This is a genomic window from Photorhabdus sp. RM323S (assembly GCF_042879375.1).
GTDB lineage: Bacteria > Pseudomonadota > Gammaproteobacteria > Enterobacterales > Enterobacteriaceae > Photorhabdus > Photorhabdus tasmaniensis.
Genome location: NZ_JBHFKZ010000018.1, coordinates 14,589 through 31,436, shown reverse-complemented (window position 1 = coordinate 31,436; position 16,848 = coordinate 14,589). Strand labels below are relative to the sequence as shown.

Annotated in this window: 16 protein-coding genes; 8 read left to right on the top strand and 8 right to left on the bottom strand. The window is 44.6% G+C overall.

Annotation, left to right across the window (positions count from 1 at the left end):
- Positions 1 to 29 precede the first annotated feature (29 nt).
- The 4 genes from hemY to hemC are packed head-to-tail and all read right to left on the bottom strand — an operon-like array spanning position 30 to position 4,074.
- Positions 30 to 1,238: a protoheme IX biogenesis protein HemY gene (gene hemY, locus ACGF7G_RS10170; RefSeq protein WP_387465181.1), complete on the bottom strand. Its 1,209-nt coding sequence runs from the start codon at positions 1,236 to 1,238 to the stop codon at positions 30 to 32.
- 3 nt (positions 1,239 to 1,241) lie between these two features.
- On the bottom strand, positions 1,242 to 2,375 hold the full coding sequence (hemX, locus tag ACGF7G_RS10165) for a uroporphyrinogen-III C-methyltransferase (protein ID WP_387465179.1): 1,134 nt from the start codon (positions 2,373 to 2,375) through the stop codon (positions 1,242 to 1,244).
- 20 nt (positions 2,376 to 2,395) lie between these two features.
- Complete coding sequence (gene hemD / locus ACGF7G_RS10160) at positions 2,396 to 3,136, bottom strand: uroporphyrinogen-III synthase (protein ID WP_387465177.1); 741 nt, start codon at positions 3,134 to 3,136, stop codon at positions 2,396 to 2,398.
- On the bottom strand, positions 3,133 to 4,074 hold the full coding sequence (hemC, locus tag ACGF7G_RS10155; protein ID WP_387465175.1) for a hydroxymethylbilane synthase: 942 nt from the start codon (positions 4,072 to 4,074) through the stop codon (positions 3,133 to 3,135). The genes hemD and hemC overlap by 4 nt, the downstream gene beginning before the upstream one ends.
- Before the next feature lie 592 nt (positions 4,075 to 4,666).
- Between hemC and ACGF7G_RS10150 the strand changes: the two genes are divergently transcribed.
- On the top strand, positions 4,667 to 7,243 hold the full coding sequence (locus ACGF7G_RS10150) for a class I adenylate cyclase (RefSeq protein ID WP_387465174.1): 2,577 nt from the start codon (positions 4,667 to 4,669) through the stop codon (positions 7,241 to 7,243).
- Between the two features lie 28 nt (positions 7,244 to 7,271).
- Here ACGF7G_RS10150 and cyaY read toward each other — a convergent pair whose 3' ends face one another.
- The gene (gene cyaY / locus ACGF7G_RS10145; RefSeq protein ID WP_133813902.1) at positions 7,272 to 7,592 is read right to left on the bottom strand and encodes an iron donor protein CyaY; all 321 of its coding nucleotides are present in this window, start codon (positions 7,590 to 7,592) and stop codon (positions 7,272 to 7,274) included.
- 78 nt (positions 7,593 to 7,670) lie between these two features.
- Between cyaY and ACGF7G_RS10140 the strand changes: the two genes are divergently transcribed.
- The 7 genes from ACGF7G_RS10140 (at position 7,671) to corA (ending at position 14,365) form a co-directional block, all read left to right on the top strand.
- On the top strand, positions 7,671 to 7,856 hold the full coding sequence (locus ACGF7G_RS10140; RefSeq protein ID WP_133813901.1) for a lipoprotein: 186 nt from the start codon (positions 7,671 to 7,673) through the stop codon (positions 7,854 to 7,856).
- Positions 7,857 to 7,903: 47 nt separating this feature from the next.
- Positions 7,904 to 8,728, top strand: coding sequence for a diaminopimelate epimerase (dapF, locus tag ACGF7G_RS10135; protein WP_133813900.1), 825 nt, complete (start codon positions 7,904 to 7,906; stop codon positions 8,726 to 8,728).
- A 33-nt stretch (positions 8,729 to 8,761) separates the two neighbouring features.
- Positions 8,762 to 9,466: a DUF484 domain-containing protein gene (locus tag ACGF7G_RS10130; RefSeq protein WP_387465170.1), complete on the top strand. Its 705-nt coding sequence runs from the start codon at positions 8,762 to 8,764 to the stop codon at positions 9,464 to 9,466.
- A complete protein-coding gene (gene xerC / locus ACGF7G_RS10125; protein WP_133813898.1) occupies positions 9,463 to 10,374 on the top strand; it encodes a tyrosine recombinase XerC in 912 nt (303 codons plus the stop codon). The genes ACGF7G_RS10130 and xerC overlap by 4 nt, the downstream gene beginning before the upstream one ends.
- A complete protein-coding gene (yigB, locus tag ACGF7G_RS10120) occupies positions 10,374 to 11,090 on the top strand; it encodes a 5-amino-6-(5-phospho-D-ribitylamino)uracil phosphatase YigB (protein ID WP_387465168.1) in 717 nt (238 codons plus the stop codon). Before xerC ends, yigB begins: the two co-directional genes overlap by 1 nt.
- 57 nt (positions 11,091 to 11,147) lie before the next feature.
- On the top strand, positions 11,148 to 13,319 hold the full coding sequence (gene uvrD, locus ACGF7G_RS10115) for a DNA helicase II (RefSeq protein WP_387465166.1): 2,172 nt from the start codon (positions 11,148 to 11,150) through the stop codon (positions 13,317 to 13,319).
- A 95-nt stretch (positions 13,320 to 13,414) separates the two neighbouring features.
- A complete protein-coding gene (corA, locus tag ACGF7G_RS10110; RefSeq protein WP_166295658.1) occupies positions 13,415 to 14,365 on the top strand; it encodes a magnesium/cobalt transporter CorA in 951 nt (316 codons plus the stop codon).
- A gap of 272 nt (positions 14,366 to 14,637) precedes the next feature.
- Here the strand turns inward: corA and ACGF7G_RS10105 are convergent, their stop codons facing one another.
- From ACGF7G_RS10105 to ACGF7G_RS10095, 3 genes are all read right to left on the bottom strand, one after another.
- Positions 14,638 to 15,087: a GNAT family N-acetyltransferase gene (locus tag ACGF7G_RS10105; protein WP_387465164.1), complete on the bottom strand. Its 450-nt coding sequence runs from the start codon at positions 15,085 to 15,087 to the stop codon at positions 14,638 to 14,640.
- A gap of 18 nt (positions 15,088 to 15,105) precedes the next feature.
- A complete protein-coding gene (gene rarD, locus ACGF7G_RS10100) occupies positions 15,106 to 15,996 on the bottom strand; it encodes an EamA family transporter RarD (protein ID WP_387465162.1) in 891 nt (296 codons plus the stop codon).
- Between the two features lie 158 nt (positions 15,997 to 16,154).
- The gene (locus ACGF7G_RS10095; RefSeq protein WP_133813894.1) at positions 16,155 to 16,625 is read right to left on the bottom strand and encodes a thioesterase family protein; all 471 of its coding nucleotides are present in this window, start codon (positions 16,623 to 16,625) and stop codon (positions 16,155 to 16,157) included.
- Positions 16,626 to 16,848: the final 223 nt, after the last annotated feature.

The following is a 16,848-nucleotide window of genomic DNA, read 5'->3' as shown; positions in this document are numbered from 1 at the left end:
AAGACTCTGGTGTTAAATGTTAGTTGACACTATTGGCTATTCGCTACATCACTCTCGCGCTTTAAAGTTAGCACTAATCCTTCACGGCGAATTTGTGCCGCTTCTTCTGGTTTACGTAACTTATCCAACGCGTCTGCTAACCAGGCATAATCATGAGCATCAGGGCGTTGAGCTAATGCGGCTTTAAAATCTTTTGTTGCTTTTTCCCATTCTCCGTGACGTAAAGCAACCTGTCCAAGAGTACTGTTTAGCAGAGGGGTTGCGCCATGTTGCTTTAATTGATGGTCCAGCGCTTTTTGTACCGGCTGTGGATCTTCGCTTTTTAACCGAGGGATCAACAGCAGCAAACGTTCATTGTATTGACGTTTTAAACTTTCCAAGATGATCTTTTGTGCGGTCTCATGGTCGTCACATTCAATCAAATGCTCAGATATTGCAATTTGCAAAGCCACATCATGACGAATTTTACGGTTTTGATCATGCCACCAGCGTTTTAAACCTTCACTGCCTTGTTCTGCCATATACTGATTCATCAGACCGATATAGGCTTGTTGGCGCAGTTTATGAATTTGTGACTCATCATGCAGATGGGTCTTTGCCATTATCGGCAGTATATCAATCAGTGATTGGTAAGCCCCTGATCTGGTATAAGCTTGTTCGGCCAGGCGCAAAACTTCCGGATGGCGTGGAGCTTGATTCAGAAGTTTGTCTATGCCGTGGCGAGCAGCATGAATTTCACCTTGTGCCAGTTGAATACGTGCACGGGTAATATCCACAGGTAACTGATTATTGTCTGCGACTTCTGCTGCACGTTCCAGATACTGATTGGTACGGAATTCATCTCCACGTTGTTGAGCTGCTTCGGCTGCCAGCAAGTAGTTGACTACAGGTTGTTCTGCATGATCAGCATTACGGGTCAGTAATTGCTCAACTTGTTTAAAATCACCTTCTGCCAGTTTAATTAACGCTTTTTTTGTTTGAGCGTGAGCGCGGCTGCGTTTGCGTCCGAGGAACCAACCACGGGTACGGGAACTTGTGCGCATAACTCTGCGGTAGCACCAGCCAAGCAAGCAGAGGAGCAATTGTAAAAGAACAAATATAATGAACAGGCCGGTAACACTGGTTTCAATGTTGTAGTTGTCCGTCTGGATCAGAACATATCCCTGATGACCCGCAACGATTGGCCCAAGCACAATACCAACAATCAGCACAACAAACAGTAACAAAACTTTCAGCATAACTTAGCCCTCCTGATGGGTTTCAGAAGATTGGGACAGCAAGTTGTGAACCCGGGTTTGCATCAGTTTTTCCAGTAAAGGTTGACTTGAAAGATGATCGGGTACCGTCATGGAAACAGGTTGTTGACTTAGTGAGTCAATCTCCTCCAGGAATGCTTTGGTATTTGGATCGTTGATATCAAAGTAAGCTCTGACCCAAGTTGAAACCGTTTCCAGTGACTGCTTAAAAACTTCACCTTGATGACGCGGTATTGCTTGAGCGGCAATCAACAGACGGGCACGGATATTCTCTCGTAGATAGATATCCTGATTTGGTGCCAGTAATGGTTCTGCTGTGGTATCGCGGCGACGGATAGTAATAAAATTATCCATAAAGCTGTTCCAGCTTTTATTCAGATTCTGACGCCATTCAGATAATGAACCGGTTAATTCATCATTGTCTTCATCCATAGGTAAACCATCAATAGTGTTGTCAGCCAGACGTAGGTTATCTACTTGGTTAGAGAGTTGATTAACCCGCAGGATGGCACCATCAAAATCAACCTGATTGATGGCAGATAATGCGCTGATGTCCTGTGTAATAGCACGACGGATTTCAATCAGGCTTGGATCATTCATTTCAGCGAGACTGGCATCTGCATTCTTTAGTAGGGCTACGGCGGTGATGACATCTTGATCATTCCATAGTTTCCGGCCAGCCATTTTGACCAAAAAATCAGCTTGCGCCAGTAGCCAGCTTTTTACGTCAGAACTGGATAACGAAGAGATTCTGGCTTGTAACTCTTGCAGGCGATTATCCAGTTGATTATTTTGTGCAGCTTGGGCGGCAAAATGGTTTAAAGCTTGCGATTGTTCTTTGAACAGAATTTCAATACGTTGTTTATCTTGTGACTGTTGTTGCTTCAATGACTCCAATTGTTGGCGTAGTTCACGGTTTTCCGTGCTTAGTAGATGGCTTTGTTGTTGTCCGTAGTAATAAAGACCACCTCCGATTGCCAGAATAATTGCAATAATAATGATACTTCTCAGAGTGCCAGAACGTTCTTGTTTTTGAGGCGCTGTTTCGGGCTGTTGCGCGTTTTCAACCGTATTTATTGTTTTTTCAACCGTCTCGGCGGACTGTTTTTGTTCCGTCATAGTGGGCATCCCATGTCAGTTTATTCTAGTGCCTCAATTAAGGCATCGTTGTCTGCACTTTTTGCAACTTTAACATCTTGCCAGCCCAGGCTCTGGGCGGTGTGTGCAAGACGCTCGCTTACCACAACAAGGCGGCAATTTAATAACCATCTATTTCGATCGCTTTCGGGTATTAAGTTATATAACAGTTGCAGTATTTCGCCACTGGTTACAATTAAAGTCTGTACTCCATATTTTTGCCAGTGGGCACTGAATTCTGCTGCCGGATAGTCTACTGGCTGGCGAAGATAACATTCACAATAACTAACTGAGGCCCCTCTTTCTGTCAGCGTGCGGGCAATAAGTTCACGTCCGCTATTTCCTCTGAGCAGCAAAGCCTGTTTATTTTCAACCTGATGTAATGATGGTAGTTCCAGCAGGATTTCGCTGGTTTCACCCTCTAATGACCAGATAATATTTATATCAGTCAATTGATGAAAAGCCAGTGCGGTTGATCTGCCAATAGCATAATAAATCAGCTTGTCAGGCCATGACAGGTTAATTTTATTTAACTGTGAATTTGCATAATGAACTGCATTTTTTGACAGCAGAAATACCATATCACCGGTATTCAGCTGACTGAGTTTGTCAGCCAGCAGTGGCAACTCTGAGCCTGGGTGAATATTGATTAAAGGTGCGCTGAAAGCAGTTTTCCCCGCTGCTTGTAATTTTCTGACTAATTCCTCTCCGGCAGGAGAGGGGCGCGTTACCAGAATGCTCATGTAGGGGGATTTCCTCGATAAACTTCGGTCAGAATTGCTCTCGCTCCCCGTTCCAGCAACTCTTCTGCCAGCTCAACTCCTGCCTGGCAGGCATCCTTTGGTAAGGCTGTTTTCTCACCACGGATAACAATGCTGCCATCAGGTGCGCCAACCAATGCCCGTAGCCAGATTTTTCCATCCTGCCAGATGGCATAACTGCCTATGGGTACTTGGCAGCCTCCTTCCAGACGGGTATTCATTGCTCGTTCGGCAAGAACACAGATTTCTGTATCATGATGATTTAATGGTGCCAGCAGAGCTTGTGTTTGCTGGTCATCAAGGCGGCACTCAATCCCCACGGCACCTTGACCAACGGCAGGTAATGATTGTTCTACAGACAATGGCGTATTGATACGTTCATGCAGTTTTAACCTTTTTAACCCTGCAACAGCGAGAATGATGGCATCGTAATGACCATTATCCAGTTTATTCAAGCGGGTGCCGACATTACCCCGAAGGTCACGGATAATCAGGTCGGGACGTAACTCGCGGAGTTGACACTGACGGCGTAAACTTGATGTGCCAACAATGCTGCCTACTGGCAATTCATTAAGAGAGTTATATTTGATAGAAACAAAAGCATCACGTGGATCATCACGTTCACAAATAGTGACCAAGCCCAATCCTTCAGGAAAAGAGATGGGTACATCTTTCATTGAATGAACAGCGATATCGGCCTGGTCTCCAAGCAAAGCCAGTTCTAACTCTTTGACAAATAGCCCTTTTCCGCCCACTTTTGCCAGAGGGGTATCCAGAATGATATCGCCTTTGGTTACCATCGGAACCAGTTGAACTTCCAGATCTGGGTGATGTTGTTGTAGTTTTTGTTGAACATAAAGTGCCTGCCACATAGCCAGAGGGCTTTGACGGGTTGCGATACGGATAGTTTTTGTTGACATAGATGTTGGTATTTCTCAGACTTTTCAGCCGTCATATAAATGAAAAACTAGCACTCGTTTTAACACTTCAGCCGTTTTTTTTCCAGTTAAGACCAGAGAAGAAAGTAGACAAATTAGGTTAAAGTATAAAATAAATTTTAATTTTTAAATTATTTTATATCGCTATAAGTAGATCGATTTAAATATGAATTAACTTTTTCAGTAAATTATTTCTGTAACTATAAAATCCTGAATGAAAAGAATGACGCACTAAAATATAGCCAATGGGTAATTTTCATAAGGTTACTGATAAAAAAACATTAGATACATTACTTGAAAAATGGGCAGAGAAAATTTCCTTCATAAAAGAAAGTATAAAAAGTATGGTTTTTCTGATTATTCATATATATAACAATATGTTATTTGGTTTTTCAACGGGTGTCACATCGCAATTCAATTGCTTTACTGACTTTACGGTTTATCTACAAGATGTTAAATTGATCACGTTTCCGGTAATAAATTGGTAAAAATCATTCTAAATAATTCCATTAAGTTATAACAGCCGGAAGCGGGGGATTTATCTGGGCACTGGAACTCAATCGGGCGAGACGTCTTGTACCTTTATATCGAAACACTGAAGCAGAGACTGGATGCGATAAACCAACTCAGGTTAGAACGCGCCTCTACCGCCATGAGTGCGGAATTTAAACAGGTATACAGTTTACTGCCAGTATTATTGCATTATCATCATCCGATGATGCCAGGTTACATTAATGGTAATGTTCCCTATGGCGTATGTTTTTTCGTGCATGATGAATCACAAAAATCTTATCTTGATGATTTAGAAAGTAAATTAGAACACGCCATAGAACAACCTGCCAATGGTCAGCTTCCTATTACCGGTATTTACTCAATGGGGAGTACTTCGTCAATCGGGCAAAGCGGTTGTTCTGATTTGGATATTTGGGTATGTCATCAGTCATGGCTTGATAATGATGAGCGCCTCCTGCTGCAACGTAAGTGTACGCTTATTGAACAATGGGCATCAGCGCTTGGTATCGAAGTCAATTTTTTTCTTATTGATGAAAACCGCTTCCGCCATAATGCCAGTGGTAGTCTTGGCGGTGAGGATTGCGGTTCTACTCAGCATATTCTGTTACTTGATGAATTTTACCGTACTGCTGTGCGTATGGCAGGTAAGCGTTTGCTATGGGAAATGGTGCCTGTAGAAGAAGAGCGCCATTATGACGAATATGTTTTATCGCTTTATGCGCAAGGTGTTTTGACGCCAAATGAGTGGCTTGATCTTGGTGGATTAGGTGAACTATCTGCTGAAGAATACTTTGGCGCCAGCTTATGGCAACTTTATAAAAGTATCGACTCGCCTTATAAAGCCGTATTGAAAAGCTTGTTGCTGGAGGCATATTCCTGGGAATATCCCAATGGTAAGTTACTGGCAATGGAGATGAAACAGCGTCTGCATGCGGGTGAAATAGTTTCATTTGGCCTTGATGCATACAGCATGATGCTTGAGCGTGTTACCCGCTATCTGATAGAAATTAATGATACGACTCGCTTAGATTTAATACGTCGATGCTTCTATTTAAAAGTTTGTGAAAAGCTCTCTCTAAACCAGGATGATGAAGGTTGTACCGGTTGGCGACGTCAGGTTTTGACTCAGTTGGTATATGAGTGGAAGTGGGATACAGAGCGGTTGGGAATTTTGGATAACCGCAACTCATGGAAAATTGCACAGGTTCGTGATGCCCATAATGAACTGCTTGATACCATGATGCAGAGTTACCGTAACCTTATCCGTTTTGCCCGCCGTAATAATCTGAGTGTCAGTGCCAGCCCACAGGATATTGGTGTGCTGACCCGTAAACTCTACGCTGCATTTGAAGCGTTGCCGGGTAAGGTGACGCTGGTTAATCCACAGATCTCACCGGACCTGTCAGAGAAACATTTAACATTTATTTATGTGCCCCAAGGACGCGCAAATCGCAGCGGCTGGTATCTTTACAATCAGGCACCGATAATTAAATCAATTATCGGCCATCAGCCTCTGGAATATAATCGTTACCTCAATAAACTGGTGTCGTGGACTTATTTTAACGGCTTATTGACAGAAAAATCCTGTATTCATATTCATAATGGTGAAGCCCAGTGTGATGAACTGAAGTTGCATGAATTGATTAACGATATTTCCCTTCATTTTCCTATCCGTTTACCCGCACCGACGCCAAAAGCGCTCTATAGTCCGTGTGAAATCCGCCATTTGGCGATTATTGTTAATCTGGAGAAAGATCCGACAGCTGCGTTTTCTAATCAGGTTGTGCATTTTGATTTCCGCAAACTTGATGTATTCAGCTTTGGAGAATCGCAACAGTGCTTGGTGGGAAGCATCGACTTGCTTTACCGCAATTCATGGAATGAAGTGAGAACGTTACATTTTAGTGGCGAGCAATCTGTTCTGGAAGCATTGAAAACCATATTGGGTAAAATGCATCAAGATGCTGCACCGCCGACGGCTGTTGAAGTCTTCTGTTATAGCGAACATTTACGTGGGCTTATCCGCACCCGAATCCAGCAACTGGTATCTGAATGTATTGAGTTGCGTTTATCCAGCAATCGTCATGATCCAGGCCGCTTTAAAGCACTGCGCATTGCGGGCCAGACGTGGGGGCTATTCTTTGAACGTCTTAACGTCTCTGTGCAGAAATTGGAGAATGCCGTGGAATTTTATGGGGCAATTTCTAATAACAAACTACAGGGGTTGCCAGTGAAAATTAATACCAAAGAGACACATTTGCCTGCTGTGGTTGATGGTTTTGCCAGCGAGGGTATCATCCAATTTTTCTTCGAAAATACTCAAGATAATAAAAGCTTTAATATTTATATCCTGGATGAAACCAACCGGGTGGAAATTTACTCTCATTGTGAGGGAAGTAAGGAAGAATTGGTACGTGACGTCAGTCGGTTTTATTCTTCATCGCATGATCGGTTTACTTATGGATCAAGTTTTATCAACTTTAACCTGCCACAGTTTTATCAGATTGTTCAAATGAAAGACCAGATTCAGGTGATTCCATTCAGTGGATCCTCTTTTTCACATTTGTGTGTAACTGATGATGGGGAAATCGGCGGAGAAGAGCAGCAAGAACTTTATCGTTCTGTGTCGCATTACTGATTTACCCCGCTACGCGGGGTAGGTTCAATCATAAAAAATTGAATGGCTCACCACTCTGTTGTGTGATGGATTGCGCCAACATGGTCAGGAAATTGCCACCGCTACGGTCACAAATCCACTGGCTATCTTTATAGCTAAAATGATAACCACCGTTTTTGGTTGCCAGCCAGATTTGATGGAAAGGTTCCTGACGATTGATAATAATTTTGCTGTCATTATCAAAGCTCAAGGTCATGACACCGCCATTGGTTTCACAGTCGATATCAGCATTGCCATCATAATTATCCAGTTGCTCTTCGATATAAAGCATCAGTTGGTCAGCTAACTGATGAAATTCACTGTCGTTCATCTTCAATTCCTATTTGCTTTTCGGGGCCTAACTGCGATTATAGAGAATATTGACGTATGAATTACAGGCATTAATGCAATGAAGAAAAAATTACGCGGGTTTCTGGCTATCATAACTATATTTGTACTTTCCGGCTGTGGCCTAAAAGGCCCGCTCTATTTTCCTCCAGAACAACCCTCGGTAGAGAAGACGACAACCGCAGTTCAAACTCCCGTGAAGACTGTGCAGCAAGGGCATAAAGTGGATAGCGCCACTCAGAAATAAGCGAGATAAGCTGGTAGTTAGTACTGCGGCTTACGGTGGAGCATTATATGCAGTTCTCCAAAATGCATGGTCTTGGTAATGACTTTATGGTCGTTGATGCTGTGACCCAAAATGTTTATTTTTCACCAGAACTGATCTGCCGTTTGGCCGACAGGCATACTGGTGTGGGCTTTGATCAGTTATTAGTTGTTGAAGCACCTTATGATCCGGATCTAGATTTTCACTATCGCATTTTTAATGCTAACGGCAGTGAAGTGGCGCAGTGTGGCAATGGGGCGCGTTGTTTTGCCCGTTTTGTCCGCCTTAAAGGGTTGATTAATAAGCGTGATATTAAAGTCAGTACGCAATCGGGACGTATGGTATTGAGTATCACCAATGATGATCAGGTTTGCGTTAATATGGGGGAACCTGAATTTGAGCCACATCATGTGCCATTTCGCGCGTTAAAGGCAGAAAAAACCTATATTTTAAGAGTGGTAGAAAGAACGGTTCTCTGTGGTGTGGTTTCTATGGGGAATCCTCATTGTGTGATTCAGGTAGCCGATGTAGAAACTGCCGAAGTGGGAATTCTGGGGCCCGCGCTGGAAAGCCATGAAAGATTTCCTGAACGGGCTAATATTGGTTTCATGCAAATTTTAAACCGTGGTCATATTCGCTTACGGGTTTATGAACGAGGTGTTGGGGAAACTCAGGCTTGTGGTAGTGGGGCTTGTGCTGCGGTAGTAGTTGGCATTCAGCAGCAACTGCTCGACAGTCATGTTCAGGTAGACTTGCCGGGAGGTTCATTGTTTATCTGTTGGGAAGGGCCGGGAAATCCTCTCTATATGACTGGGCCGGCGACGCATGTTTATGATGGCACAATTCATCTGTAATCGATTTTGTTTTGAACTGCGGGGCATCGGAAGATGGGGAAAAAAGAAAAGCAGTTAAGCATCAGTGGTACATTCGGTGATCAAACTGTTGTGGATTATTTGTTGGAAAACCCCAATTTCTTTATCCGCAATGCATGTGTCGTTGAACAGATACGGGTTCCTCACCCGGTAAGAGAGACGGTTTCTTTGGTTGAATGGTATATGAGCCGCCAGAGAACACGTATTGCTTATCTGGAAGAAAATATCACCCTGCTCATGGAGCAGGCTAGAGTGAATGAGCAACTGTTTGAACAGTTGCTTAAATTACTTGTTGATTTAGCGGCGGCGGAGAGTTTGCAAGATATGCTTAGTCGGTTGAATTTATGGGCTAAGAATCTGGGGTTAAATAGCGCCAACATCCGTCTTTTCAGTGATAAATGGCATATTGGTGCGCCGCTTAATGCACCTGATTTAGCACTTTCCCGCAATGCTTTTGAGCCAATCCGCATTCATCGTTTTGGTAATAGTAACCACTATCTCGGTATGTTGAACGGGCCGGAAATTTTATTGTTGTTGCCACGGGTTCGTCATGTCGGTTCGGTTGCTGTATCGCTGCTGGGAACGAGGGGAGAACTGGGTACGGTGATATTTAACAGTCGTAATTATCAGCATTATCAAGATGGCATGGGAACAGACATGCTTGATCATCTGGCGAAATTACTGCCGGATATACTGTCTCGTTGGATTAAACGAATATGATGCAAGAAATTGACCTGTTACTGGAGCCGGTTGAGGCATTTTTGCGGTATCTCAGGGTAGAGCGCCGGCTAAGTCTGGTGACTATCACTAATTACCGGCGTCATCTTGCCATATTGGCTGAGATGGTTTTAGTCATCGGTGTCAGGCAATGGAAAGATCTTGATCCTGCGAAAATCAGAATGTTGGTAACACGTAGTCGTCGTGCTGGCTTACAGTCGGCTAACCTGGCTTTACGCTTATCTTCTCTGCGCAGTTTTTTGGATTGGCTGGTTACTCAGGGCGGGATTGCCGTTAATCCGGCAAAGACCATCAGTACGCCGGGGACCAAGCGACATTTACCGAAAAATATTGATGTGGATGAAGTGAATCAACTGCTGAACATCAATTTCAATGATCCATTATCAGTGCGTGACCGGACTATGCTGGAAGTCATGTACGGTGCCGGGTTGCGTTTGTCAGAGCTGGTGGGTCTTGATTGCCAGCATCTGGATCTTGAAAGTGGGGAAGTCTGGGTTTCAGGTAAAGGCAGTAAAGAGAGGAAGGTCCCTTTGGGGAAAACTGCTGTTGAATGGCTTAATCGCTGGCTGGAGATGAGGGAACTGTTCGAACCGGAGGATAATGCGGTTTTTATCTCAAACAGCGGGCGGCGGATATCAACCCGTAATGTACAGAAACGATTTGCGCAATGGGGCATACGTCAGGGGGTAAACAGCCATATCCATCCTCATAAATTGCGTCACTCTTTTGCCACACATATTCTGGAATCCAGTGGTGATTTGCGCGCAGTTCAGGAACTGCTTGGTCACGCCAGCTTATCCAGCACACAAGTCTATACCCATCTGGATTTCCAGCATTTGACAAAAGTGTATGATGTGGCCCATCCCAGAGCCAAACGGGGGAAATCGTAATGCGTTTTTACCGGCCTCTTGCGCCAGTCTCAGCAATGACATTTGATCTGGATGATACCCTTTATGACAATCGTCCAGTGCTAGATAAGACGGAGCAAGAGGTACTGAATTTTATACGGCAATATGATCCTAAGTTCAGTCACATTGATCATCAGGATCTGTATGCTTTCCGTGAAGTGATATTTGAGCAAGATCCTGCAATCTGCCATGACATGACCTTGTGGCGTTGGCAGTCTGCAAAGCTGATGTTTTGCCATTACGGTTTTAGCCGTGAAGATGCCTGCCGGGGCGCGGATGATATCATGGCCCATTTCACACACTGGCGCAGCCGGATTGATGTGCCGGAATCAACACATAAAACCCTTGCTGCCCTTGCTGAACAGATGCCATTGGTCGCTATTACTAACGGTAATGCAGAACCTGCGGCCTGTGGTCTTGCTCCTTATTTTAAATTTGTGCTGAAAGCAGGCCCTGATGGGCGCGCAAAACCTCACAGTGATATGTACCGTCTGGCAGCAGAACGCCTGGGTTTACCACTTGGGAAAATTCTGCATATTGGTGATGACCTGAATACTGATGTGGAAGGGGCACTTCGTAGTGGTATGCAGGCTTGCTGGATTAATACAGAAAATAAAAAACTATTGCAGACGATTGGGAGCCGCCTGTTGCCGCACATTGAGATTTACGATTTGGCTTCTTTGACAGCATTGATATAATCATGAAATTATTCTGTATAAAAACACAGCAGGCTGTGGTCGCTGTTTAATCAACTGATGGTAACTATGGATATCTCCTATCTGCTCGAAAGTTTGAATGACAAACAACGTGAAGCCGTAGCTGCTCCGCGGACAAACATGTTGGTATTGGCCGGAGCAGGGAGTGGTAAAACCCGGGTTCTGGTGCACCGAATTGCGTGGTTATTATCTGTGGAAAATGCTTCGCCATTTTCCATCATGGCAGTGACCTTTACCAATAAGGCGGCGGCGGAAATGCGCCACCGGATTGAAAATTTGATCGGTACCAGCCAGGGAGGAATGTGGATTGGTACGTTCCACGGCCTGGCTCATCGTTTGTTACGGGCACATCACTTGGATGCCAACTTGCCGCAGGATTTTCAGATTCTTGACAGCGAAGATCAGCATCGTCTGCTCAAACGCATTATCAAAGCAATGAATCTGGATGATAAACAATGGCCGGCTCGTCAGGGGATGTGGTACATCAACGGTAAAAAAGATGAGGGGTTACGGCCACCGCATATTGAAAGTTATGGTAACCCTGTTGAAGGGACATGGCAGAAAATTTATCAGGCTTACCAAGAAGCGTGTGATCGCGCGGGATTGGTAGACTTTGCAGAGCTTCTGCTGCGGGCTCATGAATTGTGGCTGAATAAACCGCAGATCCTGCAACACTACCGTGGCCGCTTTACAAATATTCTGGTGGATGAGTTTCAGGACACCAACAGCATTCAATATGCCTGGATCCATCTGTTGGCGGGGGAAACGGGCAAAGTGATGATTGTCGGGGATGATGATCAATCTATTTATGGCTGGCGTGGGGCGCAGGTTGAGAATATTCAGCGCTTCCTGAAAGATTTCTCCGGCGCTGAAACTATTCGTTTGGAGCAAAATTACCGTTCCACCAGTAATATTCTGAAAGTTGCCAATACACTGATTGCCAATAACAGTGATCGCTTGGGCAAAAATCTGTGGACTGATGGTGTAGAAGGTGAACCGATTTCCCTGTATTGTGCATTTAACGAGCTGGATGAAGCCCGTTATGTGGTCAACCGGATTAAAAGCTGGCTTGAAAATGGCGGTGCACTGAAAAACTGCGCCATACTTTACCGCAGTAATGCCCAGTCTCGTGTACTGGAAGAAGCATTGTTACAGGCATCAATGCCATATCGTATTTATGGTGGTCAGCGGTTCTTTGAACGCCAGGAAATCAAAGATGCGTTAGCTTACCTGCGCTTGATTGCTAACCGCAATGATGATGCGGCATTTGAACGTGTGGTAAATACACCTACCCGTGGCATCGGTGACAGAACGTTGGATATAGTGCGTCAGGCTGCTCGTGAACGGCAGGAAACATTGTGGGAGTGCTGTCAAATATTGCTTCAGGAGAAAGTACTGGCTGGGCGAGCAGCATCTTCCTTACAGCGCTTTATTGAACTGATAGAGGCATTATCGACGGAAACCAGTGATATGCCGTTACATGTGCAGACCGACAGAGTTATTCGCGATTCCGGCCTGCGTGCAATGTACCAGCAGGAAAAAGGTGAAAAAGCCCAGGCACGTATTGAAAACCTTGAGGAACTGGTCACGGCGACTCGCCAGTTCAGTTATCAGGATGAGGACCAAGATCTGATGCCATTACAGGCATTTCTTTCCCATGCTGCGCTGGAATCGGGAGAAGGTCAGGCTGATGCTTACCAGGATTCGGTGCAACTGATGACATTGCATTCCGCCAAAGGGCTGGAATTCCCACAGGTATTTATTGTTGGAATGGAAGAAGGCATGTTCCCAAGCCAGATGTCGATTGAAGAGGGTGGGCGTTTGGAAGAAGAACGCCGTCTGGCTTATGTGGGCCTGACACGAGCAATGGAAAAGCTGACAATCACTTATGCAGAAAGCCGTCGCTTATATGGCAAAGAAGTTTATCATCGTCCATCTCGCTTTATTGGTGAGCTGCCGTCAGAATGTATTGAAGAAGTACGGTTACGTGCGACGGTATCTCGCCCGGTTAACCATAGTCGATTAGGTACACCAATCAGTGCTAATGATAGCGGTTATGCCCTTGGACAACGTGTTCGTCACCCTAAATTTGGTGAAGGAACCATTGTCAATATGGAGGGGAGTGGTGAACATAGTCGGCTGCAAATCGCGTTTCATGGGGAAGGCATTAAGTGGCTAGTCGCTGCTTATGCCAGGCTTGAAATGGCCTGAAAATAATAGCCAGGTTGAATGTTGACAGGCTTTTTCCTCTAAGCGTAACATTCGCGCCTTACGATCACGTAGGGAGTAAAGGAGACTTATGATACATGCTGATTGCATTTAAGTTAGAGAATAATCGCCTGCTCCGTCTTGAGTTTGGAGAGGGAGAAAAGTTATCTGATTCCTTGTGGGTAGATTTGGTTGAACCGGAAGAGCAAGATCGGCTTCAAGTTCAAAATGAACTAGGCCAAATTCTGGCGACCCGACCGGAACTGGATGACATTGAGGCGTCGGCGCGTTTTTTTGAAGATGAAGACGGGATACACGTTCACTCGTTCTTCTACTTTGAAGATGCGGAAGACCATGCTGGCAACGCAACCGTTGCATTTACTATTCGTGATGGTCGTCTCTATACATTGCGAGAGCGTGAACTCCCTGCATTCCGATTGTACCGTATGCGTGCCCGTAACCAGACATTGGTTGATGGTAATGCCTATGAAGTACTGATGGATCTGTTTGAAACCAAAATCGAACAGTTGGCTGATGTTATCGAAAATATTTACAGTGTTCTGGAATCCCTGAGTCGGGTCATTATGGAAGGGAAACAGGGGGATGAATTTGATATAGCCCTATCCAGCCTTGCTGAACAGGAAGATATCGGCTGGAAGGTGCGTTTGTGTCTTATGGATACTCAGCGAGCGCTCAACTTTCTGGTGCGGCGTGCCCGTCTGCCGGGCGATCAGCTCGAGCAGGCCCGTGAAATTCTGCGGGATATCGAATCCCTGTTGCCACACAATGAATCCCTGTTCCAGAAAGTTAACTTCCTGATGCAGGCAGCAATGGGCTTTATCAATATCGAACAGAGCAGGATTATCAAAATCTTCTCGGTGGTCTCTGTGATATTCCTGCCGCCAACGCTGGTGGCTTCCAGTTATGGTATGAACTTTGACTTTATGCCGGAGCTGCATTGGCCATTTGGTTATCCGGGCGCGATCGGGCTAATGATCGCGGCGGGTCTTGCGCCGTATCTTTACTTTAAGCGGAAGAATTGGTTGTAATGTATTACAGATTACTGACAAAATGCTGGTTTTTTATCCGGCATTTTGTTTTAATCAAGTTCTGTTTACCAAACGGAGCTTGCCGCCATTGATTTCGAATTTATCCGCGAATTAGTTGTTCCTTTGTATTGCCATAATAATGGCCGACCTGCCATCGATCCGGTATAGATAATCAGAAATTAGTAACAAAAATGAATGTTCATGATATGTTCGAATGACAAGAAATACATTCCTTGCTCGTCGTAAATCCTGTTGTTATTTTAATCATTTTATCATATGTACTTAATCATAAGAATCGCTGTGCCCAATTGCGTGTTTTCTTCCCCTAGGCGTTCAAAGCCAAGAGCAATATAAAACCCTGCGGCTTGAGGATTAGCCAGCACCCGCAATGATATTCCTCCTTCTGTATGCACGTTATTCAGTGCTATTTTTACTAACTGTCTGCCAACACCTTGATGCCAGACAGTGGGTTCAACAAATAATCCATCAAGTTCTGCATCTCCATCAGATCGTGGCAATACAACACTGAACCCCAAAATGACGCCGGCTTGTTCTACAACATAAACATATTCCGCGGCAATATGTTCTATAGGGAGTTCTATCATGTGGGGGTTGGCTAATAATAATTCTCGATCTTCTTCCCACATGAGAGATGCACGTAACTGGAGTGCTTCAAGGGCGGCTTGTTCTGTGATTCTTGCCAGTCTGATGGTGATTTCCATGTAGTAAACTTAGCTCTATTATTTTTTCAACCTGCGTTGTGTATAAAGCGCATCCAGTGTAAACAGCACTAATGCAGCCCAGATAAAGCCGAAAGTAATCAAACGGTCGATGCCTATTTGTTCACCATAAACCAAGGTTGCTAGCAGGAACATCAACGTTGGGCCGACATACTGGAAGAAACCCAGCGTAGATAGACGCAGATGGGCAGCTGCTTCAGTGTATAGCAGTAATGGAACCGTGGTGATAATGCCTGCGGAAATCAGCAGTAAATTCAGTGCCATTGAGTTGGCACTTAAATCGCTGGTTGGGGTGTTGGCAAAACCAAACAAGTAAATAGCTGCAACAGGCAGTAACCATAATGTTTCAATCGTCATACCCGTTTGAGCATCAACATTCATCTTCTTACGAAGCAGGGCATACAGAGCGAAAGTGACAGCCAGACTTAATCCAATAACAGGTACAGAGCCAAATTGCCATAGCTGGATTAACACGCCAGTGAAGGCCAGCGCAACAGCAGCCCATTGCATCCGGCGGAAACGTTCACTCAGAAACAGCATACCAAACAAAACGTTAACCAGTGGGCTAATGAAGTAACCCAGGCTGGCTTCCAGCATATGACCGTGGTTCACTGCCCAGATATAAATCAGCCAGTTACAGGCAACAATGGTCGCTGTCACGGCCAATAACAGTACTTTTCTAGGTTGACGAAAAACATGGGATACCTGTGACCAGTGACGGGTTACTGTTAGCAGCAGTAACATAAAGAAAAATGACCAAATAATACGATGTGTCAGGATTTCGTCGGCAGGTACTTGCTGAATATACTTAAAATAAACGGGGGCAATTCCCCAGATAAAACAGGCGCCGAAGGCGTACAGAACGCCTTTGGTGGTTTGTTGCTTATTCATGTTATCCTAATGTTAATAAAGTGGAAAAGGTGTAATAGGTTTCTAGCTCGTTAACTTAAAAATAATATGTCACCGGGCTGAATATTACGCAAGGGATTAATATAGGACTGCTCCCCGTCTTTTGTGACGGCTTCACACTGGACGGGGGGCGGTTTTTGCTAACCGACCAGATAAGTCGCCGTTACACTGGCAATATGTGCCCTCTGCTCATTATGCAGTTCAGCTCTGGCGACAGAAACTTTATTCCCATTGCGGATAATACTGCTGGTGGCGGTAAACACTTCACCACGACCGGGGCGTAGATAATCCACCCGCAAATCAATCGTTCCCATTGTTGATAACCGCTTTTCTAATTCTTCTCGTGAAATAGGTGTTATACGGGCTAAGGCATTACCGACACAGACCAATCCGGTACAGACATCCAGCACTGATGCAATCACGCCGCCATGTAAAATCTTCTGTGCGGTATTCCCTACCAGCTTATTTTGATTACGGAACTGTATTTCTGCGTAATCCTGTTCAAACCGGAGCAGTTCAAGTCCTAATATCTGGTTAAAAGGCATATGGTAAATAAAAAAATTACCGATTAGCTGGCGGGCTTCTTCCAGGGTCATTTGCGTTGTAGACATTTAATTTATTCCCAAATAAAGGTGCGTGTTATTAATATTACCTTACATAGTTAATGAATTGTTAATGTTATGCTTTTATTGCCCATCTTGCCAGTTTGCGAGGCGTCTCGAGAAACAATCTGCGCAAAATTAAAGTTCGTGTGTAAAATAACCTGTGTTGCCTTTTTGGTGCTTTATAAATGACAACGGTGTTTATTATGTCGCGGGCTTGTTGTTGAAGTAA